This window comes from Arachnia propionica, from assembly GCF_037055325.1.
GTDB lineage: Bacteria > Actinomycetota > Actinomycetes > Propionibacteriales > Propionibacteriaceae > Arachnia.
Genome location: NZ_CP146373.1, coordinates 61,729 through 87,309, shown reverse-complemented (window position 1 = coordinate 87,309; position 25,581 = coordinate 61,729). Strand labels below are relative to the sequence as shown.

Here is a 25,581-nt window from a genome sequence, read left to right as displayed (position 1 = left end):
CGGATCAATCCCTTCTGTATATGGTCGTCAGTTCTTCTTCTCGGGCGAATGCTTTTCCGGGATGGCCGAAGGCTTGCCGTTGTCCACCGAGACCCCGCGCAGGGCGAGCTGTCCGGAACGTGCCCAGTCGGTGGCCTGGTTAAGCATGGACACCGAGTACTGCGGGGCGTGGAACCCGCGTCCGTTCTCGGAGAACGAGTAATCGACGACAAACTGCGCCTTGCGCTGGTAGTCACGGGCGAGCGTCAGCTGTTCTTCGGTAGCCGTGCCATTGGCATCTGCCGCTTTGATGTCGTTAATGAGTGCCTCCAGAGCAGTGAAACTCACATTGAGCGAATTCTGCCACGTCGTCTGGATGTTATCGACGCGCTGACGCATCTCGGCCTCGGTGGAATGGTGGCAGGTCAGGCACGACGCATTGATGCTCTCATCGCTTGCCATCGGGCTCATGATCTGGTGGTTGCTCACCTTCCCGGCGCCGTTGCGCTGATATGCCATGTGGCAGTCGGCGCAGGTGACGCCGTTGGCGGCGTGAATCCCCTGGGACCAAGTCTCGAAATCGGGGTGCTGAGCCTTGAGGATGGGAGCACCGCTCTCCGCGTGCTTGTAGTCGGTCCAGCCGATCTCGTCGTAGTGGGCCATGGCGTCGTAGGCTGTCAGGCCCTTGTCCCATGGGAAGGTCAGGGTCTTACCCTCGCCCGCGAAATGGTACTCGACGTGACACTGCGCACAGACGTACGTTCGCATCTCCTGGTTGGTGGCGTCGCGGTTGACGTCGTAATCGGTGATTCCCTCTAGCGCCTTGACCTTCTTGATCCCCTCCATGAAGGCTGGGCGGGTGATCCGCAGCTCCATGGTCTTCGGGTCATGGCAGTCAATGCAGGCGATGGTCGATGAGGCGTGCTGAACGGCCTCCTCATAGGACATGGAGTTCATGGTGTGGAAACCAGCCATCCGGTCACCATTGCCGAGCTTGTCGTAGACCTCTGGCATCGAGGCGTGACAGTTGAGGCAGGTACCGGGCTGCTTGAACTGCGGCTTGGTGCGTTGGGTGTGCTTCTGGTCTTCCAAGACCCATTCGTGTCCACGCGGCTCGGTGTAATCCACCGAGAACGCATAGCCACGCCACATGAGCTGGGCCCGGGGTTCCATCTCGATACGGGACAGGGTGTGGTATTCGCGCGGGTCGTCCGCTGTGGGATCGACCTTGACGAAATCACCGTCGGTGTCCTCGGAGGTCTTCTTGTACTGCTCGTACTGTGTGGGGAAATTCTGTCCCCACACAGCCGGATCATACGTTGAGTCATCCAGTTCGACGACCTTGGTGAACGGATGCTTGGCCTCCTCCTTGTGCTGGAAGATATTGGTGAGCAGCCACGTGAGCCCGGCGGCGGCCACCGCCACGAAAAGCAGGACCACGACGGGAACCCACCTCTTACGCGGACCCGTCCATGTGGTGGCTTTTTTCTTCCCCACATCGTCAGACGAGGATGTGCGATCGGCGGCCTCGGTCCTGGTGGGCTTGTCGTTGTTCTCAGTCGTGGGGCTCATCTCTCCTCACCTCTTGTGCCCGACGCCATCGTGGCAGCGGAGACAGGACATCCGCTGACCCTTGTGCTCGGAACTGTTCTTGGCTTGATCGACGTAGTCACCGTGGCAGTCGATGCAGGCGGCCTCGACGATCTCGCGGTTGTGTTCGCGAATTTTGATGTTCTCTGGGTAATTCTGGAACGTGAACTTCAGCGCGTGCCAGAAACCATTGTCAGCCTTGTTGATGTATTTGTAAACAATGTTGTCGTGGGGGGCGTGACAAGAATTACAGGTTGCCACGTCATGATGAGACCCCTTCAACCAGCCCTCGTACTGCTCGTTCATGGCGTGACAGTTCGCACAGCTGGAGGGGTCGTCGCCAAGATAATCGGCGGCCCCGGAGTAATAGACGGTGAAGCCCCCGACGCCCAGGATCGCGCCGAGCAGGGCAGCCAAGGCCACACCCGTCCAGCCCGTGAAGACACGGGTGAAGTCTCGCCACCTCGCAAGGATGAAACGCTTCATGAGTGCCTCTTCTTGTCCCCGGTACCGCTCCCACCACGCCACGCGGTGATGGGCCCGTCTGGTTTAGAGACACGCTAACACAAAAACTTTGAGAAACCTAGAAAACACCTCTCGAGGACGCAGACATTCCTCATACAAAAAGAGCAGAAAACCATATCGTTATTACTGTCACTGTGGGGCGATGAGCGCGGGACCGGGTGGCGCCATTCCGTTCACCATCCCGCCGGGCAGCACGGGGTGCGATCCCCAGGCATGAGGCCGACGCTCCCTCTCAGTTACCCTGAGGCCCGAGGAGGTCACCATGTCACCGGTTCAGCTGCGAGGCGTCACCCTGGGTGAGGGGAGGACGAAGGTCATCGTGCCCGTCACCGCCAGCACATCCGAGGAACTCGTGGCCCAAACCACCACACTTGCAGGGGTGAAACCCGACATCATCGAGTGGCGCGTGGATTTCCTCGACGCCGCCCCCTCCCCCTCTGCCGTCCTCGAGGCTGCTGCCCGGATACGCACCGCCGCCCGAGACCGGCCCGTCCTCTTCACCTTCCGCAGCCACCACGAAAACGGGAACAAACCCATCACCCCCGACGAGTACCACGACCTCAACATCGCTGCCATCACATCCGGCCTGGTGGATGCGGTCGACGTCGAGCATCGCTTCGAGCGATCAGTCGGTGACGCCATCATCGCAGCCGCGAAGAACGCCGGGGTACCAGTGATAGGCAGCTTCCACGACTTCACGGCCACCCCACCGGTCGAGGAGCTGGTCCGGCATCTGGTGGAGATACAGGAACGGGGATGCGCCGTCGCAAAAGCCGCGGTCATGCCCCAGAACATGGGTGATGTACTCCAGCTGATGGAAGCCACTTGGACCATGACCAGCCAGCACCCATCAACCCCCGTGTTGACCATATCCATGGGCGGTCTGGGGTTGATTACCCGTTTGTCCCCTCGGGTGACGGGGTCGTGCGCCACGTTCGCGATGGTGGATCGCCCTTCCGCTCCCGGCCAGATCCCCGTGGAAGAGCTGCGACCGATCTTGGAGCTCCTCGACGCACACCTTACCTGAAAGGCACGCCTTTGAGACCCACGTCCGTTTCAGAAACATCGAACAGTACTGACCCAACCGTTCCGAGATCCCGCTGGCGGTGCAAACTCCTGACCACGCGACGCGTGAGCACATAATCATCTCTCACCTGTGTGCACGCCGGAATCGGTTAAGGGTGATGCACTAGGCTCCTGCCGTGAAAAACCAATCGGATCGCGATCTCCCCACGATCGGACGGTTGCCTTGAACGCAATCGCCCTGATCGGGTTGTCGGGTTCCGGAAAATCGACGATCGGCCCACTCCTCGCGGAACGACTAGGCCTACCGCATCTTGATGTCGACCTCGTCCTGGAGCAGCGAGAAGGGCGAACCATCCGAGAGATCTTCAACACCAACGGGGAACCGTACTTCCGGGCGTTGGAGCGTGAGATCACGATCGAGCTCCTGGATGCACCGGGGGTTCTCAGTCTCGGGGGAGGAGCCCCGATGACCCGGGCGATCGCGGACGCCCTCGACGGCCATCCCGTCATCTGGCTGCGGGTGAAACCCGAAAGCTCTGCCCTGAGGATCGGACATGACGAGGGCCGTCCACTTCTGGCAGGGCAGGACGCCGTGATCCGCTTGCGGACGATGCTCTCCGAACGCGCCCCAACATATGCGCGACTGGCGAGCCTCACCGTGGACACCGACCACGCCTCGGTGGAATCGGTGGTCGATGCGATCGCCGCCCACGTCGCCTCGTTCGAACCAGGACACTGAACAGGTGAGGTGATCCCGGTCACCGCGGACAACCATTACGAGGTCCGGTTGGAGATGTCATGGGTGCCTTCTGGGGTCGGCGGCGACACTCTGCGGCTGAATCACCTCACGGGTCCGGGCCGGAGCCGCTGTTGGGCGGCATTGCCGAGTTAATCGTGCACGGTGTCGTGACCGATTCCACGGACCCTTCACCTGTTGGAACCCCGGACGCAGCGAATGTTGACCCCAGAGAGCCAGAAACTGGCCAAGGTGATGGGCGCGATCCAACTGGGTCACGACCTTCATCGCGGGCAAGGACCTGCACGGGTCCCGTTCTGAGGACACGCGGGTGGGTCGCGAACTGCTCAGCTACGGGTGCGCCGTCGAACGTCGCTCCGGTTGGAGCACGGGGAGGCGGTCGGCATAGGAATCGTCCACGCCACTACCCTGGCGCGCCTGCTGGGCTGTTTCTCCTGGCCGGCGCCACTCCCGACGGACGGAACCCTGGTCAGTCCCCCCTCCTACGGATCCTGGGGACGGGCACCCGGATCGCAGGTGGATCGTCTCGGGTGAAGATCCACTCCGGATCGGTCAGCATGCGAGCAGCCGACAGACCCACCACTCCGAGCATCGTCACGATCCCCTGCGCGACGGCGCAGCTGACGTCCCCGGAGTCGAAGTACAGGAGGATGCGCAGCGCCGACGAACCGGGCACCATGACCAGCAGGGCCGGGACGGTCATTGAGGGGCATGATGGTCGGCATGGACAGTATGTTTGATGCTGCCGCCCGGGATTTCACCGCTCTTGCTCCCCTGCTGTGGGACCGGGTCGGTCTGGCCGTCGTCAAAGCCTCACCTCCTGGCAACGGGGAATACGTGCTGGATGCCTGCTGCGGCATCGGATCCGCGACACTGCCAATTGCCGAATTCATCGACTCCGCGGGACGCGTGGATGCCGTTGACCTGTCCGGGCCTCTGATCAGAGAGCTACGAAACCGCCTCGCGGAGTTGCGACCTGCTGCTCAGGTTGTCCCGTGCACCGCCGACATCACCACATGGAAGGGTGGCCCCTACGACCAGGTGTTCTGCATCCTCGGTTTACCCTTCCTACCCGATCCTGCTGCCGGAGCGAATCATCTGACGAACCTTCTCCGTCCAGGCGGGAAGCTTGTGATCGCTCATTGGCTCTCCTCCCCGGATTCACTGGACCTCCCCGCCGTGGGAACCATTCTGGCGGGCATTCTGAGGAAGTTGGGAGGCGCCCTACCTCCGCCGCACGAAGGCCGTGCCCGCTTCAGTGAAGACCTGACCCGTCCCGAGACCATGCACACCCGGATAGGCACGCTGGGCCTGTCCGCCGAGGTCACGACGATTGAGCTCAGGGTCCCGCTCGATGCCGTGGCTCTCCGCCTGCTGATCGAAGGGTCGGCCTTCCGGTCGATGCTGGCCGACCTGGATGCAGTTTCCCGTGAACGCGTCCACGTGCTTCTGGCGGAGCAACTCTCGGGAGAACAACTCAATGCCTCGCTGGTGGTAGGTACGGGTCGGCGTCAGTGATGCCCACGACTGATCAGGGCGAGACTGGGGAAACGGGCAAAATCGCTGTCGAAAAACCAGATGCTCGTGCCGTGCTCAACGGCAAGCGCAGCCAGGTGGACATCAGTTACCAGGTTGCCCCCGGAGGTCCCCATTGGTCAGAAGCCGACCGAGAACCTCCCGGTGCCGCGGACCGGGACAGGGAGCCACACCTGATCAGCATCGAGCCAGTCAGCAATGTGTTCCCACACACCCCACGGCATGTGCGGGTTCATGGTGACGCGCGGAAACCCGCATGGCTTTTCGCAACAAGGGTCAAGACCTCCGTTTCCGGCGTCGCAGCCCGGGAACCACCTCTCTCAGGTGCGGCGGGTCATCACGGGTGAAGGTCCATTCCGGGTCGGTGAGCATCCGGGCTGCTGAGAGGCCACCAACCATGGCGATCACTCCGAGAAGTGCCGTCATGCCCTGCGTGACGGCCAGGTCCGTGTGATTCTGGTCGAGGTGGAGCAGGCTCCGCAGGGCGAAAGCACCGGGTATGGAAACCAGGAGGGTCGGCACGGTCATGATGATCTTCTCAAGTCCGAAGAGCCTTCCCAGCAAGGCGCAGCCGAGGCCGATGATAAAACAGCCGACGAACGTCGCCACGTGTTCCGCGACCCCAAGGTCGATGAGCTCCAGCCTGACGGCATTGCCCGCAACCGCGACCACACCGGAGGCCAACGCGGTGCGTAGGGGCGAGTTCAGCATCATGGCCCACCCCACGACCGCGATAAAACTGGCCACCACCCGAATGGCCCACACCTGCCACAGCTCCCCGCTGAGCGGCGGTGCGGTCTCCGCGGTGACCCCGCCGAGATTAGCCACGATCCATACCCCGATGGTGATGGCCAGCAGGATCATGGAAGCGTAGGCGGCCCGGGGCAACCCCGCTGTGAGGTCCAGCCGGGTCAGTTCCAGGCCCGCGGTCACGAGTGGGAAACCGGGGATCAGAAAGATGGAGGCACAAATGAACCCCGCGGCCATGCGCGGACTTGGTTCCCCGAACAGCCGGTCCAGCGTCCCGGTTCCCAGTAAATACAGTGCCGAGGCGGTGAAGGCGGAGACCATCACCACCGCCAAGTGGTTGATCTGCCAGCGCCCGAGCCGCCGGAACAGCAGATACGCCAGCGCAGAGGCGGGCAGCACAGTCCCAATCTCGCGCCAGCCACCGCCGGCGAGCACCGCGACGGCGGCGCAAGCCAGAGCGACCATGATTCCTCTCAACCATGCCGGATACAGCGGATCCGCGTGGTCAATCCGGTCCAGCTGGCGGTCAAGCTCCGTCGCAGTAATCCGTTCCGGCATCTCATTGCTGAGTTTCTGCAGCATCGCGATCCGGTGAGCATTAACCCCCGGTTTGGGAACCTCGACCACCTTGGTACGGAACACCCCGCGACGTTCCACCGTCATGGCCAGCGACGTGAACGTGATCGACGACGCGATGTGTCCCAGCCCGAGGGCCTTGGCGGAACGCCGCATGAGCTGCCGAACCCGGAGCGAACTGGTGCCGGCGCCGAGCATCATTCCCCCTGCCCGGGCCACGGCGTCAGTCCGAAGGATCAGATGCCTGGGTTCCAGGGAGTCCTCGAACTCCTGATCGCCGTAGCACTCGGGGTCTGGTTGATTCACGGGCGGTGATTCTACGCGTCTTCCATCCGTCCGGGCGGTTCAGCTCACAGCCCACGGGATCACATGTCCGGCTCATCCCCGCGGGAGGTCTCGGATAGCAGGTCCCAGATCAGATCCCCCGTCATCTGGTAGCCGTCGGTACTGGCCAACTCCTCCTGGAGCTCCCGGGCCGCGACTGCATGGGCCGGATCGGCAATCAGCCGCTCCAGTGATTCACGCACCCGGTTCACCTGCCAGTTTTTCCTCGGGATGCGGATCGCCGATCCGCGTTGGACGAGCCGGTCCAGGTTGGAGCACTGCTCCCACTGCATGCCGATCCCCAGCACCGGCGTACCGGCGTACACCGCGGTTTGGACGGTGCCCTGCCCGCCGTGAATGATCGCAACATCCGCCAGTGAGTTGACTGCGGGTGCGGGCACGAACCGATCGGTCAGCAGGACGTGGTCGATCTCACCGAGGCGAAGTCGGGCCTCATCGAGCGAGACGACATGCGGCGGGCATACCACCACCGCCCGGCAGTTCACACCGGCTACCGCTTCGATGGCTGTCAGCAGGTATTCCTTCTCGCCGCTGCTGCCCATGGCCACAAAGACCTTCGGGGCACCTTCACCCGCGAAACGATGCACGATCTCCGGTGGTACCGGAACGTCGACCGGCGTGCTGAACAACGGTCCCGCGATCCGGGTGCGTGGCCCGACATCTTGACCCTCGTAGTAAATGGGCAGGTCGTTGACCAGCTGGATGTCCGCGTCGAGCATCCCGAACATGTCGGTCTGAGGATTGTCCCAGCCGCGTTCCCGTGCCGCCCGGGCCAGGACGGGCTGCCTGAAGAAACCGGAACGCATCGCCAGCGACGACAACCGTCTGGCCATCCATGTGCGCAGCCGCTTGGGAAGCCGATCCACGATGCGCAGCCTCAGGTCGTCCGGCACGTCCAGGAGGAAGTACTGTTCCAGCCATGGGCGATATACAGGGCACGGACTGTAAACCACAGAGGGGATGCCCATCAACTGCGCCGCAATCCCGGCGTGGGGGATGAATCCGTAGACCATGAGGTCTGGCCGATATTGGCGCAGATCGTCAGTGATGGCGTCGATCACGTCCCCGGAGCGCCGTTGGTCAGTCAGGAACTCGGTTCCGTCATGGTCGGCACGCATGATGGTGTCGACCTCCTCTTGCGACAGGGCAAGACCTGTGGACCGGGTCTCGTATCCGGCCTCAGCGATCTGCTTCACGAAACTCTGCCGGGTCTCCGGGTGGAGGAAGGAGACCTCTACTTCCCGACCCCGCTGGTCGGCGACCCGCTGGATCGCCCGTGCGATCTCAACTCCTCTGGTGGTGTCACCCGCGTTGAAGGTCGGCACGACGACTGTCACCCTCACCGGTTCCTGCATGTTCTTCTCCTTGGCTTTTTCTCGTACCAACCCTGCTGATCGGCCAACGCACAGATTCGGGAAACAGCCGCAGGGCGTTCCCGTGGTTTGTTGCTTCCCGTAGCCATCCGGGCATCGGATAGTGGCCCAGTTCTCGGGCGATGAATTTCACCACGGGATGGAGGGTGAACGGCCAGTCGGTCCCGAACGTGATGCTCCCCGGATCGGCCACGTCGAACAGGCGGGGCAGATCCGCCGGGGAGACAATGAGGGCCATGCCCCAGTAGAACCTCCGGAACGCCTCGATGTTCTTCTGTTTGCCGTACCCCTGACACAGCGCTGTCAGCAGTTTTCGTTGAGCGGGTTCCCAGGCGATCATCGCCAGGAGGGCTCGGTAGACGGATAAGGCGCGAATCCCCCACCATGGGCAATCCTCGGGAAGTGCTCCAATGCACCGAAGAGAATCAGGTCCACTGCCGTCATGGACGTCTCCAGCAGATAGTCCAGCGAGAACGTCGGCACGCGTTGCACCGGTTCTGGGGAAAGTGTTCCCGGATGGGCGAACACCGTGATGACACGGCGGTCGAGTTCTGTGAGCAACGATGCAAGATAATGGGTCCCCCAAGCACTTTCCTGCGGCATTCGCCAGCAGCACCACCCCATCGGCGTGCAGTTGGTCGCAGGCATACTGGATCTCCTCGAACACGCTCTCGACGTCCAGGAGGGTCAACGTCACGAAGAATCCAAACCTGTCGAGTCGCTCATCCACTATGGACGCGACGTATTCATTGAGGTTCCTGACAATGCATCGCGCAAGGGCATCTCTTCCGAGCCGGACACCGGGGTCCGAAACCGACCGCACGCTGAGATGGATTCCGTTGCGATCCATCATGTGCCGCGCTGCTGTCGTCGACCAGCACGGCACGTCCGCACCTCCGGGTCTCATTACACGCTTCCGGAGCTGGCGCGCATAGAAGGATGGCAGGACGTGCTGGTGATGTCGATTCTCGCGAGTCCTTGCAACGCTCCTCCAACCGGAGTTTCAATACCTGACGTATTGAATACAATAATGTATCCGTATCGGAGAACACTCAGGATCGCCGGTATAGACCGTAGGTCGTCGGGGCATGTGCTCTTCCATGCCGGACCATCTCCCACAGAAATCACCCAGGCAACGTGTGCGCCCGACGCAGAGACGTGTACTCAGCGATCCTGCGAGCCGTCTCCTGACGCTTCCTAGAGGTCGGCTACCGCGCCGCCAAACTTGAGACAATCATCCACTTGGCGGGGTTCGTGAAGGGCACCTCGCCCCCCGAACAGGACCTCATTCCGGAACTACCCACGGAGCGGATAGCAAACTACGTCAACCGCGTGCAGAAGGCGCTCGTTCATTCATCCGGCCCCAACAGTTCCTGGATGCACTCCTGGCCGAGGAGATCATGAAGGAAACAGCTTGGCATGCATTGATCGCAGAACTCACCGCCGAAACCGCAACCGATCAGGTACTGAGGGAACTGCGTCGAGTCATCAACGAGAATCACCGAAACACTTTCGCAGGGCTTTTGGCGTCAAACGGGCTCGTTGACACGGCGCAGGAGGCCAGCACGACTGCTCATGCCGTACACCACGTAATCACCGACTCGAGGCACCCAACCCACCCGGACACTGCAATACATACCTTCACGCACAGGAGACCCATGGCCCGTTGCAGCCCCAGCGATCAGAGGCAGAAAGTCGAATGCGCCGCCTTGGTGAAGCCGGCCGCCCGGACCGCGATGCGGGAGCAAACGGCGAAGCACGTAACACTTCACGCATGAATTGAGACTCATTCTCGGAGTTTTACGTATTCACACCAAAGGCGTGTTGCAGATCAACCTGATTCCGTACACGCCTACCCTCACTCCGGGAGGATCAGAGCTTCGTGGGGTAGGGGCAGCGCCCGCACCCACCGCTCACCGTCGGGTCAGCTGCAGCCGCTGGTGGAACCGCAGCCCTCACAGACGTAACAGGATCCACTGGGGCGCATCTTGGTACCGCAGGTCATGCACAACGGGGCGTCCACCGCCCGCCCGGTCATCGACTCCATCAGCTCAGCCGTGGTGTGGGCGTCAATCAGGGAGGGCTGCCGGGCACCGTCGACGTTGAAGTCGTCGTAGGCGTCGTTGCGCAAGCTCTCCGCCTCAGGCATCTCGGCTTCTTCCTCCTCAGAGAGGTAGGAACCAGTCTCGACGTAGCGGGCGCGCTCGGCGGCAGTGTAGATCCCCAAATCAGCGCGGTCGTCGAAGGAAAGGTAGTCCAGCGCAAGACGGCGGAAGATGTAGTCCATGAACGACTGCGCAATGCGGATGTCCGGGTCGTCGGTCATGCCCGCAGGCTCGAACTTCAGGTTGGTGAACTTCTGCACGAAACTCTCGAGCGGCACCCCATACTGCAGGCCGATGGACACCGCGATGGAGAAGGCGTCCATCACACCGGCGAGGGTGGAGCCCTGCTTGCCAAGTTTCAGGAACACCTCACCGAGCCGTCCGTCCTCATACGCACCGGAGGTCATGTACCCCTCGGCCCCACTGACGGAGAAGCTCGTGGTGCGCCCCTGCCTCGACTTCGGCAGGCGTTCCCTCTTGGGCCGGTAGACGACCTTCTCCACAACTTTCTCGACGACTTTGACGTTCTCCTTGTCCTCGGCCTTCTTGCCGTCGGAGAGCGGCTGACCGACCTTGCAGTTGTCCCGGTAGACGGCGAGCGCCTTGAGACCCAGCTTCCATCCCTGCTGGTAAACGTCCGCGATGTCCTCGACAGTGGCGGACTCCGGCAGGTTCACGGTCTTCGAGATGGCCCCGGACAGGAAAGGCTGCACCGCGGCCATCATCCGGACGTGTCCCATCGGGGCGATGGCCCGCTGCCCCATGGCGGTGTCGAAGACCTCGTAGTGCTCCCTGGCAAGACCAGGAGCGCCGATCACGTGCCCGTTCTCAGAGATGAAGTCGACGATCTTACGGATCTGGTCTTCCTCGTAGCCGAGTTTGGTGAGCGCCCGCGGGATGGTCTGGTTGACGATCTGCATGGAACCGCCGCCGACGAGTTTCTTGAACTTCACCAGGGAGAAGTCGGGTTCGACGCCGGTGGTGTCGCAATCCATCATGAAACCAATGGTTCCGGTGGGGGCGAGCACGGAGGCCTGGGCGTTGCGGTAGCCGTTCTCCTCGCCGATCGCGACCACCTGTTCCCATTCCCGGGTGGCCACCGCGTGGAGATCCGTGTCGGCTGGCATCACGGACGCGGATTCGTTGGCGGCGCGATGCTTGCGCATCACCTTCTTGTGGGCTTCGGCGTTGCGGGCGTAGCCGTCGTAGGGCCCGACGATCCCGGCCAGCTCCGCGGAGCGACGGTAGGAGGCGGCGGTCATGATGGAGGTGATAGCGGCCGCGGTGGAACGTCCCCCGTCAGTGTCGTAGCCCTTGCCCATGGCCATCAGCAGCGCCCCGAGGTTGGCGTACCCGATCCCGAGTTGCCGGAAGTTGCGGGTGGTCTCACCGATTGGTTCGGTCGGGAAATCCGCGAAGCAGATGGAGATGTCCATCGCCGTGATGACCAGCTCGACGGCGCGCACGAAGGTCTCCGCATCGAAGACACCGTCCTCACCCAGGAATTTGAGCAGGTTGAGACTAGCCAGATTGCAGGAGCTGTTGTCCAAACTCATGTATTCGGAGCACGGATTGGACGCGGTGATGGGCCCGGATTCCGGGTTGGTGTGCCAGGCGTTGATGGTGTCGTGGTACTGGACACCGGGGTCAGCGCATTCCCAGGCCGCCTTGGCAATCTTGTGGAACAGGTCCCGGGCGTCGACCCTCTCGACGACCTCGCCGGTGGTGCGAGCACGCAGCCCAAACTCGGTTCCCGCCTCAACGGCAGACATGAACTCGTCGGTGACCCGCACCGAATTGTTGGCGTTCTGGTACTGCACGGAAGTGATGTCCCTGCCACCGAGGTCCATGTCGAAACCGGCGTCGCGCAGCGCCCGGATCTTGTTCTCCTCACGGGCCTTGGTCTCGATGAACTCCTCGATGTCCGGGTGATCGACGTCCAGGACGACCATCTTCGCGGCGCGCCGAGTGGCGCCGCCGGACTTGATGGTTCCGGCCGAGGCGTCGGCGCCGCGCATGAAGGACACGGGCCCGGATGCGGTGCCACCCGAGCTGAGCAGCTCCTTGGAGGACCGGATGCGGGAGAGGTTCAGGCCGGCCCCGGAACCACCCTTGAAGATGAATCCCTCCTCCTTGTACCACGTGAGGATGGACTCCATGGAGTCATCGACACTGAGGATGAAACAGGCGGAAACCTGCTGCGGTGAAGGGGTGCCGACGTTGAACCACACCGGCGAGTTGAAGGAGAAGTACTGATGCAGCAGCAGCCAGGTCAGCTCCTCCCCGAAGATCTTGGCGTCCTGGTCGGTGGCGAAGTAGCCGTTGTCCCTCCCGGCCTTGACGTACTGCCCGACGACGCGATCTATGAGGGTCTTGAGACTGGATTCGCGCCGCGGAGTACCAAGCGCCCCCCGGAAGTACTTGTTCGTCACGATGGTGGAGGCATTCACGCTCCAGAAGTCAGGGAACTCCACACCGCGCTGCTCAAAGACCACTTCACCGGTTTTCCAGTTGGTCTGGACCACATCGCGCAACTGCCAGGAGACCTCGTCGTAGGGATGCACGCCCTCGGTGGAGAACATCCGCTCGACGGTGAGGCCCACCCCGAGGACAGGCTGTTCACCAGGGCGTCCCTGGCGTTTGACGGATTTGGTCACAGTGGTGGTCATGTCTTCCTCACTACGAGAATGGCGGAGATTGATCGGGTCAGCCGATGAGGGGTTCCTGGGAGTCGCTCTCGCGACGACGTCTGCGCCGAGCCCCCCTGATGGGTTCGGGTAGCAGCGCGTCCCCGGTCGGCTGGCGGCGTTTCATGGAGTCGACCTCGTCAAGGAAATCATCAACGGAGTCGAAATTCTTGTAGACCGAGGCGAACCTCAGGTAGGCCACGGGGTCGAGCTCCGCCAGGGGCCTGAGGATCGCGATGCCAATGTCCTCACTGGTCAGCTCGGCCTGCCCGATAGAGCGCAGGTCTTCCTCCACGCGTTGCCCGAGAGCAGCCAGCTGAGCCGCGGTGACCGGGCGGTTCTGGCAGGCTTTGGCGACTCCCCGGATCACCTTCTCCCGACTGAACGCCTCCACCACCCCAGAGCGTTTCAGGACGTAGAGCTGGATCTGCTCCACGGTAGTGAACTTCCGCTGGCAGGAGCAGCACACCCGGCGGCGGCGGATGGCCAGGCCGTCGTCCGTCGCACGCGAGTCAGACACCTTGGTGTCTGCGTGGCGGCAGAACGGACAGAACACGGCAGAGTCCTTTCACGTAGCCCCGTCCCCCGGGGTGCGGCTTGCAACGCTGCTCCCCCAGATCCCCCTTCAACACCCAACAAATACAACGTGTTGAGATAAAGCAGGGTCGCAACTACTAGATGTGGACTCTATGCCGACGTCTCCGCATCGTCAAATGTCACGCCACGCGTGTCGCAAAACTCACCAGAGACCTCTCAACGACCCGCGACATGCGCCCAGGCAGGATCCCCTGCGGTAGGCCTCGAGGCTGGTTCAGGCTGGTTGAGAGATGCGATTCCCGGCGCTGCGACGATAAAGGAGAGCACTACCAGCGCAGCGAAAGCCGCCGATTTGAGGCCTTGCGCGAAACGGAAGCCAGGACGAACAACAACACAGGAGACCCCCCTGGCGGAACCGCACACGGTCAAGCCCTGGGATGCACGGACACGAGGTACAGGCTGCACGGGACGACCGGCAGGACCGACCAAGCAACCCCTCCCGCGGGAGCCAGAGACAGCGGTCACCTCGACGACTTCGATGCTCATGTTTCCTCCTGTTGCCACAACAGCCACCATCCGCAATGTGTCGAACTTATGTTCGAAACAGTACATGAGCCCGCATGCTGTTTCAAACACATTTTCGATTCCTGTCGCATTCCACGAAAAGTCAACACCCCGGCACTGACATTTTCGCCCTATCGACAATCCTCGAACAGATGTTCGCATTCTGGGGTAAGATGACGTCATGGCAGACGAGACCCACGAGGAAACCGCGGAGGCCACGATCATCCGGCTTCCCACACGCAAGACTTCGCGTTCTGGGCGTCCCAGCAAGGCACAGGCAGCCGCCGACGTGGCACGCATTTCCGAGCTCTCCTCCTCTGCTGAGACCAGCGACCTCACTCCCCGCCAACAGCTGCTACTGAAACTCATCCGGGACGCGGTGGAGGCCAATGGGTATCCCCCGAGCATGCGTGAGCTGGCCCAACGTGCCGGTCTCGCCTCGACGTCCTCAGTGGCCTACCAGCTGAAGGTGCTGGAGAAGGCCGGGTTCATCCGTCGTGACCCGAACCGACCACGGGCCATGGTCGTGACCCTGCCGGAGACCCTCGCCCCTGAATCACCAGCACCGGATCTGCCCGACCCCGAGCAGACCCATTCCTCACATCCTGAGGCCGTCGAGACGCCCTTGTTGGGCAGGATCGCGGCGGGCGGGCCCATACTCGCCCAGGAGCAGGTGGAAGACGTCTTCTCCCTGCCTAAGCAGCTGGTCGGAAATGGCACATTTTTCATGCTGGAGGTGCGCGGGGATTCCATGATCGACGCCGCCATCTGCGACGGGGACTGGGTGGTGGTGCGGCAGCAGGCCAGTGCCGACAACGGCGACATCGTCGCCGCGCTGCTCGACGACGAAGCCACTGTGAAGACCCTGAGCCGCAGGGGTGGTAAAGCGTGGCTGATGCCCCACAACGCCGCCTACTCCCCCATCGATGGCACCGGTGCCCGCATCATGGGCAAGGTGGTGGCGGTCATGCGGCGGGTGTGAAACCGGTTGGTTACCGGGCTAATGGCCAGAGCGCCGCACAGATCCGTTACCGATCCACGGTGAGGCGGGAGTGCACATGGTCCAGGTCGTCGCTGATCGGTCCGCGCATGTTGGAGATGCCCGGGTTGTCAGCGTAGCGGGGAAGGACGTGGACATGAAGGTGGAAGATCTCCTGCCCAGAGTCGGCGCCGGCGTTGCTGAGAATGTTGCAGGCGCTGGCACCCAGCTTCTCCTTCAACAGGTTGCCGACCGCCCCGATGGCGGGAGTGATCTCTGCCAGCGCCGTCGGATCCTCCAAGGCATCGGCCACATGACGGCGCGGAATCACCAGGGTGTGTCCCTGCTGCCACGGGTTGATGTCCAGGAACGCGACGGCGTTGTCGTCCTGGTAGACGAACTTCGAGGGAATCTCGCCCTCGATGATCCGGCAGAACAGGCAATCGCTCATGGTCTTCAGACTCCTCGTACCTCGAAGCCGGCTCGGGCCAGCTCCTGCTTGACCTCAACAATAGTGAGCCTGCCGTAGTGGAAGACACTCGCCGCCAGCACTGCGTCCGCGCCGGCGCGGGCAGCGTCGGCAAAGTGGAGTGCGGTTCCCGCCCCGCCGGATGCGATCAGTGGAACGTCCACGACCTCGCGAACCGCACGGATCATCTCAATGTCGAAACCGTTGGTGGTGCCGTCAGCATCCATGGAGTTGAGCAACACTTCTCCGACCCCACGGTCGACAGCCTCCTTCACCCATTCGATGGCATCCCTGCCCGCTGGCCTGCGTCCGCCGTGGGTGGTGACCTCAAACCCGGAGGGTGCCCAACCGGCCCGCCTGACATCCAGGGACAGCACCAGCACCTGGTTTCCAAAACGCGCCGCGATCTCATCGATCGCCCCCGGATCAGCAAGCGCCCCGGTGTTGATGCCTGCTTTGTCGGCCCCACAGCGCAGCAGCGCATCCACGTCGGCCACCGACCGCACCCCGCCCCCCACGGTAAGGGGGATGAACACGGTCTCCGCGCACCGGGTCACCATCTCCCGAGTGGTTTCCCGGCCCTGCGCGGATGCCGAGATGTCCAGGAAGGTCAACTCGTCGGCTCCCTCCGCACCGTAGCGAGCGGCCAGCTCCACCGGATCCCCGGCGTCCTTGAGGTCACGGAAATTGATTCCCTTGACCACCCGCCCGTCGTGAACATCCAGGCAGGGGATCACGCGTAGCGCGACTCCCATTAGTCCTCCTCCAGATCGGTCTCGACGACTCCTCGACGCATCGCGGTGATCGCCTCCCGGCAGGTGCGACGCAAGTCCCCGGGTCCAACGGCCGTCGCGATCTGGCCGGCCAGGTCGATGACCTGCCGCACCCAGCGCACGAAATCACCGGCGGGCAAACCGCTGATGCGCAGCACCTTCGCGAGTTCCTGACCGCTGGCCCAGCGCCATGCCGCCTCGGCAAAACCGATGTCAGGTTCACGTCCTCGGTCGCGACGATGGTTGCGTTCCAACGCCCCGACCTCACGCCACACCGTCCGCAGCGCGGACTGCGCCGCCTCGCTGGCGGCGTCCGGCATCCGTGGGTGCCGCTGGTCACGCCCCGGACGCGACTCGTAGAGCAGCGACGACAACACAGCTGCCAGTTGTGGCCCGTCCAGGTCAACGAACACATCGCGACGGATGCATTCGGCGGCAACGAGGTCCAGTTCGTTGTAGATACGGCGCAGCATCCGCCCCGCGTCGCTCAGTTCATCCCCATGCAGGTAGCCGAGGTCAGAGAGTACCCCGCAGACCCGGTCAAACTGCACGGCCAAGGAGTTCGCACGTCCCGTCAGTTCGGCATCTCGGCGTGTGGCCTCCCGCTCGAGGCGGATAGCACGTGCAGCTGCTATGGCGTGCAGCTCACGTTCCTCGCAGCCATGGCAGGGGTGTTTCTTCATCCGGCGTCTCAGGTCCGCGATCCGCTTCGCCTGTTCCTCGTCGGTCGGGGTCGGCTCGAATGCGGGGGTTTCGGGATCGACGGATTCCAGTTTTGCCGACAGCATGGCCAGGAGCTCCCGGCGCGCCTTGCGGTCCTGCACGGAGAAACGCCGGGGCACCCTCACCCGGGCCACGGGGGCAGGCGCACCGGGCAGGTCGTGGGGTCGCAGCCGCAGCACAGTGTGATCGGTTGCGATGACCTGCACCCACGGCACACCGTCGCGGCTCTGCTTCTGACCGATGGCCAAGACCACGCACCAGCCCTGTCTCGGCACCCAGATCACGTCCCCAGGCATGAGTTTCGAGATGGCCTCGGCAATGTCATAGGCGCGCCGAGCCCTGCGGGCGGCCGCGGAGGTGCCCTCCAGCTGGGAGATCTCCTCCCGCAGGGCCGCGTATTCCATGAAATCCCCCAGGTGGCACTCGGCCTCGGCGCGGCTGGCGGCGATCTCACGACGCCGCTCACGGTCCGTGCGGCTGGCCTTGACCACGGTCTTGTCGATGGTGAACTGCGCGAACGACTGGTTCAGCACCTCGCGGGCCCGCTCCCGTCCCATCGAAGCGGTCAGGTTGACGGCCATGTTGTAGCTCGGCGCGAAGGAGGAGCGCAGCGGGTAGGTGCGTCTCGAGGCCAGGCCCGCGACAGCTCGTGGATCCATGCCGGGCTGCCATTGCACGACAGCGTGTCCTTCGACATCGATGCCACGTCTGCCTGCCCGCCCGGTGAGCTGGGTGTACTCCCCTGGGGTGATGTCCACCACGGCTTCGCCGTTGTACTTGACCAGCTTCTCCAGCACAACGGTCCGGGCAGGCATGTTGATGCCGAGCGCCAGGGTTTCTGTAGCGAAGACCAGTTTGCAGGCCCCGCTGGTGAATCCCTCTTCCACGATCGCTTTGAAGGTGGGCAACTGCCCAGCATGGTGGGCGGCGATACCCGCGCAGAGAGCGCTCCGAAAATCCTCATATCCGAGCGCCTCCAGGTCAGTGACCGACAATCCGCTGACGTGTCGGTCAGCGATCTCCCCGAGCAGGGCGGCCTCGTCGCGGGTGGTCAGGTTCACCCCGGCGGTGAGCAGCTGCTCAACGGCGGCATCGCACCCGGCACGGCTGAAGATGAACCAGATCGCGGGCAGTAGCCGAACCCTCTCCAGGACCCGCGCCACCTCGGCTCGCGATGTGCGACGCCCCGCGAAACGCGGATGAACGTCACCGCCGAAGGAACCAGAACCGCGGGGTCTCTTTCCCCGGCCGGAACGCCCGCGGGGTCGTCGGGAATCGTCTCGTACCCGGGTGGCCTCGGCGCGGGAGATCTTCAGCAGCTCCCGGTTCACCTTCGCGACACGCTCACTGGGCAGTTCCCTGGCAGTCGGGGCAACTCCTTCGAACAGGTCCACCAGTTTCATTCCCACCACCACGTGCTGATAGAGGGGGACGGGGCGCCTCTCGGAGACCACCACCTCGAAACTTCCCCGCACGGTGCGCAACCAGTCGCCGAAATCCTCCACATTGCTGACGGTCGCCGACAGCGCCGTGATCTGCACCCGGGAGGCCAGCCCGAGGATGACCTCCTCCCATACAGCGCCGCGGAACCGGTCGGCCAGGTAGTGCACCTCATCCATGACGACGTGCCCCAGGTTGTTCAGCCCTGTCGAGGAAGCGTAAATCATGTTGCGCAGCACCTCAGTGGTCATCACCACCACAGGAGCATCACCATTGACCGAGGAATCGCCCGTCAACAGCCCCACCCTGTCTGCGCCGTGTCGTTCCACGAGATCGTGATACTTCTGGTTGCTCAGTGCCTTGATCGGGGTTGTGTAGAAACATCGCGTACCGGTTTCTAGGGCCAGCCATACGGCAAACTCGCCCACCACCGTCTTGCCGGCCCCGGTGGGCGCAGCAACCAGCACGCCCGATCCCGAGGCCAAGGCCTCGCAGCCAGCAATCTGGTAGTCATCGAGCGGAAAAGAGTAGAGCGCGGCGAAACGCTGTACCTGATCGGTCACCGCCCCAACGTAGCAGGGCTTCTCAGGCGATAAAGACCTTGAGCGCTTCCGGTACGCACTCGACACGCACTGGGACCTCCCCCAGCTCCTCACCATCGCCCATCACGAACAGTCCCTCACCGGCGAGCTCGATGCTGCGTACCCGGAACTGTTCCACACACGGATGTTTGACGAAGGCCCCGGAATACATGGACGGCAACAACCTGAGCAGGGTGGTTCGCGAAACCGGACCGACCACTGTGACGTCGAGCAGGCCATCAGCAGGATCGGCATCGGGAGCGATGTGCATGCCGCCACCGAAGACTCCCGTGTTGGACACCGCGACCAACATCGCTTCCTGACGACGTCGCACCCCGTCGATGATCATGTCGTAGTGCAGCGGGGAGAAGGAGGCCAGCTCCCGCATGGCTATGTAGCCGTAACTGAGAGCCCCCAGCCGGAGCCTGATGTGGTTGGTGGAGCGGTTCACCCGGGCGTCGTAGCCGGTGGAGACCACCGCTCCGACATAGCGTTGGGGAAAGGTGCTGTTGGATATGTGTGCCAGGTCGACTGTGCGGGTCCGGCCCGCGACGATCACCTCGACGGCCTCGTCAATGGTGCGGGGCACACCGATGCCGCGCGCGAAGTCATTTCCGGTTCCCGCTGGGATCAGCCCGAGAGTCGCCTCGGTGCCCGCCGCTGCGTTGAGCCCGAGATGGGCCATGCCGTCTCCACCCATCACCAGCAGAGCATCACCGGGGCGGGCCTCCAAAGCCGCGGTGCGGGTCAGTTTCTCGGCCTCAGTCCACGAGCTGGAGGAAACGATGTGCAGTTCTGCGGTGGGGACCTGCTCACGAAGCCTGCGTGCCACTTTCGGAAGAATACGGCCCGCGCGCCCCCCGCCTGAGCGTTCATTGACAACCAGGGTCAGCAGGGACGGTTTCGCCAGCTGGTTCACTTGCCGTCATCCACGTCTATGTTGAATTCTTTCTCCTTTGCGGCGACGACCCCCTTGCGCTTGTCGAGGCCACGGCAGATCAGTTCGGAGAGGTAGAACAACAGGGTCATGGGGATCGCCATGCAGAGCATGGTGAACGGATCGGTGGATGGTGTGGCAACCGCGGCCAGGACGAAGGACCCGAAGAACACGCCCTTGCGCCATTTCTTGAGTTGGTGTCCGCGCACCACGTTGAACAGATTGAGGGCGACCACGATCACGGGCAGCAGGAAGGATACCCCGAAAATAAGAATGATCTTCAGCTCCAGGGTCACGAACTCAGCCATGTCCTGGTAGTTCATGATCCCGAGATTCGATGGAGTGAAACTCAGCATGACCGCGATGCCCTTGGGCCAGACCCAGTAGCCCATGGCACAGCCCGCCAGGAACAGCGGAATTCCAGCGCCCATGAAGTACAGCACGTACTTCTTCTCCTTGGCGAGCAGGCCGGGTGCCACGAAGGCCCAGATCTGGTAGAGCCACACCGGGATGGTGATGATCAGACCGCAGACAATCAGGATCACCACACCGAGGGTGAAAGGTCCCGTCACCCCGGTGTTGGCGAGCTGGAGGTTCGCTTCAGGATTTGCTGCCTCCACGTCTTTCCTGGCGACGCTGTAGGGCTCCATGATGAACAGCACCAGCGGCTGGTAGAAGAAGGCACACCCGACGGCAGCCAGGACCAGCGCCAGCACCGAGACCGTGACGCGGTATCGGATCTCACGGAGATGGTCACCCAGCGACATGCTGCCGTCCGGGGACTCCTTCTTGGGTGGGCGGAACCAGCTGGACCGACGCGGTTTCGCCTCAGCGCTGCTGGCGTCGGAACTCAACGTGGATCAGTTCCCGGTCTCGGCTTCGCGGGCGTTGAGCGCCGCCTCCCGGGCTTTCAACTCGGCCTCCTTGAGGGCCTGCTCGCGGGCCTCCAACTCGCGCTGGCGGCGTTCGAGTTCTGCGGCCTTGTCATCGACGATCTCCGCCTCGACCACTTCGGGTTCGGAGCTCTTGTCCTCTTCCTTGGAGTCGGCGGACCTGACCTCCTCCTTGAACTCCCGGATGGAGCGCCCGACTCCCTTGCCGAGCCCTGCCAGGCGTGAACCGCCGAACAGTAGCAGGGCAATGCCCAGGATGATCAACAGTTCCATGGGCCCGATGCTTGGCATAGTGCAGTTACCTCATTCCGGATTCGTTCGTTTCTGTGAAGCTTACTCGTGATGTCTGTGGGGCAGCCGAATGCCTGCTGTGAGCTCCTTCAGCTCATCGCGACGTTCCTCCAGCATGCGCATCTCCACCAGAACGTCGTCGATTTTGTTTCGTGTCCCGATGGCCATCACCACCAGGACCACCACTCCGACCGCCGCCAAGCAGCCAAGAACGATTGCCCAGATCACACCACGAGATCGTACCCGACACCACGTCCAGGTTCAGTCAGGTTGTCGAAGATTCATAGGCACACAAGGCCTCTCGGGCTCGCGCCGCGGCCTCTGTAACGGCCTCACCGTCGCTGACGATCACGACGTCCTCCCCGAGCCGCAGCAGCAACGAGACCAGCCAATCACGGCTGCCGACGGGAAGCACCACCTTCAGGCCGGTCACGTCTGCCTCAACCGAATGGGTCGGGTAGTACTCAGCAACCCAGGCGGCGCCGGGACGGAGGGAGAGCTCCACTCTGCGTTCGGAGTCCGCGAACCAGGAACCCGTGGCCTCCTCCAGACCTTCGCGCGGCGGAGCTGTCTCATCACACATCACGACAGCACGGATCCGGTCCATACGAAAACTGCGCCAGGCGTCCCGAAGCCGGGACCACGCGTCGAGATAGGTGGTGCCGTCCACCACCCTCAGGCGGGCGGGTTCCACCTCCACGACAGCCCGTCCCCCGGTTCCCTCGTGCTCGATCCGCACCACGCGACGATCCTCACAAGCCCGGGTCAGGACGCGGCGGGTCTCCTCATCCCCAGCGGTCAGGGTGACTTCAATCCCGGTTTCTGCCTGTCCGCAGGCCTCGCTGAGTTTTGCCCTGGCGCTGGCAGCCGCATCGGATCCGAGCTCAACGAGGGCACCCAAGGCAACCATGAGGCTTGCCGCCTGGCCGGCAGTCAGGGTCATGGGACGGGCAAGTACATCGGAGTTGTACAGGTAGATCTCCCCATCGGCCCGGACCCCCTCGATGTCGACGTCGAAGAGATCATCAGTCAATCCTCCGGGCATCCCACAAAACTGGATCACCTCCAGGTCCCGCAGAATCACCGCCGGAGTTGTCTGAAAGTCATGGGCGACTTCGGTCACCGTCACTCCCGGGTGCTGGGTGAGGTACGGCACCAACTGGATGAGACGCCGCACCTGATCTGTCGATCTCATCAGGCAGACCTCCCTGCAACTGCTCTGAGCCGGGCCACCACGTCATCCACCAGCTCGTCTGGCGCCAGGGCGATGGCATCCGCACCCAGAGCGCAGATCTCACCAACGAGCACCGGCGTCAGCGGCAGTTCGTAGACCTCGAATCCTTCCGGGTCACCAGCCAACGGCGTGGCCGGCCGGCCGTTGCGAGCCAGGTCGTGCCCGTGTCCGTGACGCAGAGCCACCCGCGCAATCGGGTCCGGCTCCGACGGCGTGAACTCGGCGATCACATCCTCCGGCGGTTCGTAGGACGCGCTTTCCCCCACCGCCCTCGGCGGTGCCGTGAGTCGCGAAAGTTTGAAGTGGCGTCTTTCCGCACGGTCGAGGTCGAACCCGATCACGTACCAGTGTCCACGGCGCTGCACGATCCGCCACGGCTGAAGTCTTCGGGGCTCGCCGCGGTACCCAAAACGCACCTCGCGGCGGTCCCGCAGCGCCCCCCACCACACGTCGAGCCCGTCGACCGAGGTGAGCTGCGGCTGCAGGGTCAGCAGCCGGGCGGCGTCCGGATCGGCACCTGCCGCCCGCAATGTTGCGAGTGCCACGCGGGTGTCGTCGGCCGCAACGCTGTCCTGCCACACGCGAGCGGCAGCCCCCAGGGCTGCCAATTCGTCCGCGGTGAAGGAAACCGGTGGCAGTTCGAATGCGGAACGATCCACCCGGTAACCGGGGTCGCCCCCATCGGGACCGTGGTTTCCTGTTTCCACCGGGACCCCAATGTTTCGCAGCTCGGCCTTGTCCCGTTCGAAGGTGCGGTCGAAGTTCCGGTCGTCCAATCCGCGATACCCCTCGATGACCTGCCGGATTCGCTCCCGACCCACCCAGTCTCGCGTGCTGAGCAGCATGATCAGCAGGTTCAGCAACCGCTCCGATTTGCTTGCCGACATCTCATCTCCCTGGTGACCTGGTGGGTTAGAGGGTACCGGGGAGTTCGCCCCGCAACAATGGAGGTATGCCAATCGTTGACCGTTACGCACCCTCCCCGACGTCCGATCTGCATCTGGGGAATCTGCGTACAGCACTTGCCGGTTGGCTGCTCACTCGGCGAGCAGAAGGGCGGTGGCTGCTGCGCGTTGAGGACCTCGATGCAGCCCGGGTGAGGGCGGCTGGTGGAGCCGCCTCCCGACAGCTGGCCGACCTCCGGAGGCTGGGGATGATCTGGGACGGCGAGGTAGTGACCCAGTCCGAGCGATTGGACGCCTACCGCGACGCCCTTGGCCGTTTGCGGGACCGCACCTACGAGTGTTTCTGTACGCGCAAGGAGATCGTGCAGGCCGCATCCGCCCCGCACGGTGACGGTCATCGCCCGTATCCGGGAACCTGCGCACGGCTTTCCACGGCGGAAAGGAACCAGCGCAGGGAGCAGCGCCCGGCCGCGATTCGAATCCGCGCTGAGAGTGCCCGGTTCACCGTGACCGATCTCTTCGCGGGCACCGTGACCGGCGTCGTCGACGATTTCGTGCTGGTCCGAGGCGACGGAGTGCCCGCGTACAACTTCGCGACCGTGATCGACGACCTGTATCAAGGGGTGACCCGAATCACCCGGGGCGCCGATCTTCTCGGTTCGGCACCTCGCCAGGCCTGGCTCACAACCCTGCTGGGTGGCCAACCACCGAGCTACGCACACATCGGGCTGGTCACCAATTCCGACGGGAAACGCCTTGCGAAACGCGACGGTGCGGTCACCTTGAATGATCTGCTCGCCCGGGGGTGGCGGCTCTCCGAGGTTGTTGCCGATCTGACGGCCTCGCTCGGAATCGGACGGCACGAGACACCGGAAGGGGCCCTGGCTGTGATGCCGAGGCCCCTTCCCGATGAGTTCCACGCCCCCGTCACGTGGACAGGGCGCGGATTTCGTCAACTTTCTTTCTGAGGGGCTTGAACATCCAGAATGTCGATCACGTAGACGACACCCTCACCGGCCTCCAGCCCTTTGCTGGGCTCACCGTTGGGATACGAGTCCGCGGCGGGCACGACGAGCATCACCCGCGATCCCGCGGTCTGCCCCAGCAGGCCCGTCTTCCAGCCGCTGATGAGGGCCGAGAGCTTGCTGCTCTGGGCCTCCGACCAACCGTCCAGGATCAATTTCCCGGATTTCGCTCCCCAAACCCGGAACTTGACACTGATGGTGGAGTCGGCCGCGATTTCCGCGCCGGCACCCTTGATGAGTGGCTGCACCACCAGCTGGTCGGCATTGACCCCAGCCTCTGGAAACGTCAGTTCAGGTTTGCCGTCGGTCATGGTCATCGTAGGCAGCCCCTCAGCCGGGGTCACAGCCTCACCCAGCGCCTCGTCGTAGGAGGAGGCGATGATGTCGACGACAAACACCAGGGAATCACCCGCCTGGATGCCTGCCTGGGGATTTCCCTGGGCGTAGCCGTCGGCCCCGGTCATGCCGATCAACACCCTGGAGCCGACCTTCTGCCCGGCGAGACCGTTCTTGAACCCTGTGACTACTTTCTCCAACGAGAAGGCAGCCTCCTGCCCTCTCTGAAAGGAACTGTCGAACACAGCCCCGGTGCGCCCATTGACACCGACGTAATTGACGGTGACCCTGGCTTTCTCGCCCACGACCTGAGGGCTGCTACTGTCACGCAACACCTTCGTCTGGGTACTGCTGATGGCCCACGGCGCTGGAACCGTGACCTCGGGCACATCAGCATCCGAGACAGTAATGGCATCGAGGTTCTCAGAAGGAATGAGGCTTTCCGTAGGAAGAGGGTCCGGGGACGAGGATGAATCGTTCGGGGATGCGGCGGGTGTCGTCGCCGCATCATCCGTGTTCCCCCCAGAGGGATTGGTGGTCGGATCGCCGGAGCAGGCTGTCAGGGCCAGCGCGGACAGCGCGGCGGTCGCGAGGACCATCCGCGCTCGGGTCATCACTTCACTCAAACGCACCCAGCAGATGTTA

Annotated in this window: 24 protein-coding genes; 5 read left to right on the top strand and 19 right to left on the bottom strand. The window is 63.2% G+C overall.

The window, feature by feature from the left end; genetic code table 11:
* Positions 1 to 27: 27 nt before the first annotated feature.
* Together V7R84_RS00400 and nrfH are read right to left on the bottom strand one after the other, a co-directional pair.
* Complete coding sequence (locus V7R84_RS00400) at positions 28 to 1,551, bottom strand: ammonia-forming cytochrome c nitrite reductase subunit c552 (RefSeq protein WP_338570879.1); 1,524 nt, start codon at positions 1,549 to 1,551, stop codon at positions 28 to 30.
* Positions 1,552 to 1,557: 6 nt separating this feature from the next.
* On the bottom strand, positions 1,558 to 2,055 hold the full coding sequence (nrfH, locus tag V7R84_RS00395; protein ID WP_338570877.1) for a cytochrome c nitrite reductase small subunit: 498 nt from the start codon (positions 2,053 to 2,055) through the stop codon (positions 1,558 to 1,560).
* 301 nt (positions 2,056 to 2,356) lie between these two features.
* On the opposite strand from nrfH, the gene aroD reads away from it, so the two are divergent.
* Both aroD and V7R84_RS00385 read left to right on the top strand, forming a co-directional pair.
* Complete coding sequence (aroD, locus tag V7R84_RS00390; protein ID WP_338570874.1) at positions 2,357 to 3,121, top strand: type I 3-dehydroquinate dehydratase; 765 nt, start codon at positions 2,357 to 2,359, stop codon at positions 3,119 to 3,121.
* A 222-nt stretch (positions 3,122 to 3,343) separates the two neighbouring features.
* Positions 3,344 to 3,859, top strand: a complete 516-nt coding sequence (locus V7R84_RS00385; protein ID WP_338570872.1) for a shikimate kinase — start codon at positions 3,344 to 3,346, stop codon at positions 3,857 to 3,859.
* Between the two features lie 487 nt (positions 3,860 to 4,346).
* Here V7R84_RS00385 and V7R84_RS00380 read toward each other — a convergent pair whose 3' ends face one another.
* Positions 4,347 to 4,580, bottom strand: a complete 234-nt coding sequence (locus V7R84_RS00380) for a hypothetical protein (RefSeq protein WP_338570871.1) — start codon at positions 4,578 to 4,580, stop codon at positions 4,347 to 4,349.
* A 20-nt stretch (positions 4,581 to 4,600) separates the two neighbouring features.
* On the opposite strand from V7R84_RS00380, the gene V7R84_RS00375 reads away from it, so the two are divergent.
* Positions 4,601 to 5,395 (top strand): class I SAM-dependent methyltransferase, encoded by a 795-nt coding sequence (locus V7R84_RS00375; RefSeq protein WP_338570868.1) that lies wholly within the window; start codon positions 4,601 to 4,603, stop codon positions 5,393 to 5,395.
* Between the two features lie 294 nt (positions 5,396 to 5,689).
* Here the strand turns inward: V7R84_RS00375 and V7R84_RS00370 are convergent, their stop codons facing one another.
* The 6 genes from V7R84_RS00370 to nrdR form a co-directional block, all read right to left on the bottom strand.
* The gene (locus V7R84_RS00370; protein WP_338570867.1) at positions 5,690 to 7,045 is read right to left on the bottom strand and encodes a threonine/serine exporter family protein; all 1,356 of its coding nucleotides are present in this window, start codon (positions 7,043 to 7,045) and stop codon (positions 5,690 to 5,692) included.
* Between the two features lie 59 nt (positions 7,046 to 7,104).
* Positions 7,105 to 8,439: a nucleotide disphospho-sugar-binding domain-containing protein gene (locus V7R84_RS00365; RefSeq protein WP_338570865.1), complete on the bottom strand. Its 1,335-nt coding sequence runs from the start codon at positions 8,437 to 8,439 to the stop codon at positions 7,105 to 7,107.
* Positions 8,387 to 8,797 (bottom strand): hypothetical protein, encoded by a 411-nt coding sequence (locus V7R84_RS00360; RefSeq protein ID WP_338570864.1) that lies wholly within the window; start codon positions 8,795 to 8,797, stop codon positions 8,387 to 8,389. The genes V7R84_RS00365 and V7R84_RS00360 overlap by 53 nt, the downstream gene beginning before the upstream one ends.
* Positions 8,794 to 9,105: a hypothetical protein gene (locus V7R84_RS00355; protein ID WP_338570863.1), complete on the bottom strand. Its 312-nt coding sequence runs from the start codon at positions 9,103 to 9,105 to the stop codon at positions 8,794 to 8,796. Before V7R84_RS00355 ends, V7R84_RS00360 begins: the two co-directional genes overlap by 4 nt.
* Positions 9,106 to 10,381: 1,276 nt before the next feature.
* A complete protein-coding gene (locus V7R84_RS00350) occupies positions 10,382 to 13,231 on the bottom strand; it encodes a vitamin B12-dependent ribonucleotide reductase (RefSeq protein WP_338570862.1) in 2,850 nt (949 codons plus the stop codon).
* 37 nt (positions 13,232 to 13,268) lie between these two features.
* Positions 13,269 to 13,805, bottom strand: a complete 537-nt coding sequence (gene nrdR / locus V7R84_RS00345; protein WP_338570859.1) for a transcriptional regulator NrdR — start codon at positions 13,803 to 13,805, stop codon at positions 13,269 to 13,271.
* A gap of 726 nt (positions 13,806 to 14,531) precedes the next feature.
* Between nrdR and lexA the strand changes: the two genes are divergently transcribed.
* Positions 14,532 to 15,332: a transcriptional repressor LexA gene (gene lexA / locus V7R84_RS00340; protein WP_338570856.1), complete on the top strand. Its 801-nt coding sequence runs from the start codon at positions 14,532 to 14,534 to the stop codon at positions 15,330 to 15,332.
* 46 nt (positions 15,333 to 15,378) lie between these two features.
* Here lexA and V7R84_RS00335 read toward each other — a convergent pair whose 3' ends face one another.
* Genes V7R84_RS00335 through V7R84_RS00295 form a run of 9 tightly spaced genes read right to left on the bottom strand, consistent with a single transcriptional unit; the run spans position 15,379 to position 23,557 of the window.
* The gene (locus V7R84_RS00335) at positions 15,379 to 15,780 is read right to left on the bottom strand and encodes an HIT family protein (RefSeq protein WP_338570854.1); all 402 of its coding nucleotides are present in this window, start codon (positions 15,778 to 15,780) and stop codon (positions 15,379 to 15,381) included.
* 5 nt (positions 15,781 to 15,785) lie between these two features.
* Positions 15,786 to 16,553 carry an imidazole glycerol phosphate synthase subunit HisF gene (hisF, locus tag V7R84_RS00330; protein WP_338570851.1) on the bottom strand — a complete coding sequence of 256 codons (768 nt, stop codon included), beginning with the start codon at positions 16,551 to 16,553 and terminating at the stop codon, positions 15,786 to 15,788.
* Positions 16,553 to 19,297, bottom strand: a complete 2,745-nt coding sequence (locus V7R84_RS00325) for a DEAD/DEAH box helicase (protein ID WP_338570850.1) — start codon at positions 19,295 to 19,297, stop codon at positions 16,553 to 16,555. Before V7R84_RS00325 ends, hisF begins: the two co-directional genes overlap by 1 nt.
* Positions 19,298 to 19,319: 22 nt before the next feature.
* A complete protein-coding gene (locus V7R84_RS00320; protein ID WP_338570848.1) occupies positions 19,320 to 20,234 on the bottom strand; it encodes a diacylglycerol/lipid kinase family protein in 915 nt (304 codons plus the stop codon).
* Entirely contained in the window at positions 20,231 to 21,106 is an 876-nt protein-coding gene (tatC, locus tag V7R84_RS00315; RefSeq protein ID WP_338570847.1) for a twin-arginine translocase subunit TatC, read from the bottom strand. The genes V7R84_RS00320 and tatC overlap by 4 nt, the downstream gene beginning before the upstream one ends.
* A gap of 6 nt (positions 21,107 to 21,112) precedes the next feature.
* A complete protein-coding gene (locus V7R84_RS15375) occupies positions 21,113 to 21,418 on the bottom strand; it encodes a twin-arginine translocase TatA/TatE family subunit (protein ID WP_412728069.1) in 306 nt (101 codons plus the stop codon).
* Positions 21,419 to 21,478: 60 nt separating this feature from the next.
* Entirely contained in the window at positions 21,479 to 21,664 is a 186-nt protein-coding gene (locus V7R84_RS00305) for a hypothetical protein (RefSeq protein ID WP_338570844.1), read from the bottom strand.
* 37 nt (positions 21,665 to 21,701) lie between these two features.
* Positions 21,702 to 22,631 carry a WYL domain-containing protein gene (locus tag V7R84_RS00300; RefSeq protein WP_338570842.1) on the bottom strand — a complete coding sequence of 310 codons (930 nt, stop codon included), beginning with the start codon at positions 22,629 to 22,631 and terminating at the stop codon, positions 21,702 to 21,704.
* Entirely contained in the window at positions 22,631 to 23,557 is a 927-nt protein-coding gene (locus tag V7R84_RS00295; RefSeq protein ID WP_338570840.1) for a helix-turn-helix transcriptional regulator, read from the bottom strand. The genes V7R84_RS00300 and V7R84_RS00295 overlap by 1 nt, the downstream gene beginning before the upstream one ends.
* A 65-nt stretch (positions 23,558 to 23,622) precedes the next feature.
* Here V7R84_RS00295 and gluQRS point away from each other — a divergent pair, with 65 nt between their 5' ends.
* Positions 23,623 to 24,543 carry a tRNA glutamyl-Q(34) synthetase GluQRS gene (gene gluQRS / locus V7R84_RS00290; protein ID WP_338570838.1) on the top strand — a complete coding sequence of 307 codons (921 nt, stop codon included), beginning with the start codon at positions 23,623 to 23,625 and terminating at the stop codon, positions 24,541 to 24,543.
* Here gluQRS and V7R84_RS00285 read toward each other — a convergent pair.
* The gene (locus V7R84_RS00285; protein ID WP_338570835.1) at positions 24,528 to 25,568 is read right to left on the bottom strand and encodes an FKBP-type peptidyl-prolyl cis-trans isomerase; all 1,041 of its coding nucleotides are present in this window, start codon (positions 25,566 to 25,568) and stop codon (positions 24,528 to 24,530) included. The genes gluQRS and V7R84_RS00285 overlap by 16 nt on opposite strands.
* Positions 25,569 to 25,581: the final 13 nt, after the last annotated feature.

Coding starts and splice junctions, on each gene's coding strand:
- V7R84_RS00400 (WP_338570879.1), bottom strand. CDS start 1,551: ATGAGCCCCACGACTGAGAACAACGACAAGCCCACCAGGACCGAGGCC.
- nrfH (WP_338570877.1), bottom strand. CDS start 2,055: ATGAAGCGTTTCATCCTTGCGAGGTGGCGAGACTTCACCCGTGTCTTC.
- aroD (WP_338570874.1), top strand. CDS start 2,357: ATGTCACCGGTTCAGCTGCGAGGCGTCACCCTGGGTGAGGGGAGGACG.
- V7R84_RS00380 (WP_338570871.1), bottom strand. CDS start 4,580: ATGACCGTCCCGGCCCTGCTGGTCATGGTGCCCGGTTCGTCGGCGCTG.
- V7R84_RS00375 (WP_338570868.1), top strand. CDS start 4,601: ATGGACAGTATGTTTGATGCTGCCGCCCGGGATTTCACCGCTCTTGCT.
- V7R84_RS00365 (WP_338570865.1), bottom strand. CDS start 8,439: ATGCAGGAACCGGTGAGGGTGACAGTCGTCGTGCCGACCTTCAACGCG.
- V7R84_RS00360 (WP_338570864.1), bottom strand. CDS start 8,797: ATGATCGCCTGGGAACCCGCTCAACGAAAACTGCTGACAGCGCTGTGT.
- V7R84_RS00355 (WP_338570863.1), bottom strand. CDS start 9,105: ATGCCTGCGACCAACTGCACGCCGATGGGGTGGTGCTGCTGGCGAATG.
- V7R84_RS00350 (WP_338570862.1), bottom strand. CDS start 13,231: ATGACCACCACTGTGACCAAATCCGTCAAACGCCAGGGACGCCCTGGT.
- lexA (WP_338570856.1), top strand. CDS start 14,532: ATGGCAGACGAGACCCACGAGGAAACCGCGGAGGCCACGATCATCCGG.
- V7R84_RS00335 (WP_338570854.1), bottom strand. CDS start 15,780: ATGAGCGATTGCCTGTTCTGCCGGATCATCGAGGGCGAGATTCCCTCG.
- hisF (WP_338570851.1), bottom strand. CDS start 16,553: ATGGGAGTCGCGCTACGCGTGATCCCCTGCCTGGATGTTCACGACGGG.
- V7R84_RS15375 (WP_412728069.1), bottom strand. CDS start 21,418: ATGGAACTGTTGATCATCCTGGGCATTGCCCTGCTACTGTTCGGCGGT.
- V7R84_RS00300 (WP_338570842.1), bottom strand. CDS start 22,631: ATGAGATCGACAGATCAGGTGCGGCGTCTCATCCAGTTGGTGCCGTAC.
- V7R84_RS00295 (WP_338570840.1), bottom strand. CDS start 23,557: ATGTCGGCAAGCAAATCGGAGCGGTTGCTGAACCTGCTGATCATGCTG.
- gluQRS (WP_338570838.1), top strand. CDS start 23,623: ATGCCAATCGTTGACCGTTACGCACCCTCCCCGACGTCCGATCTGCAT.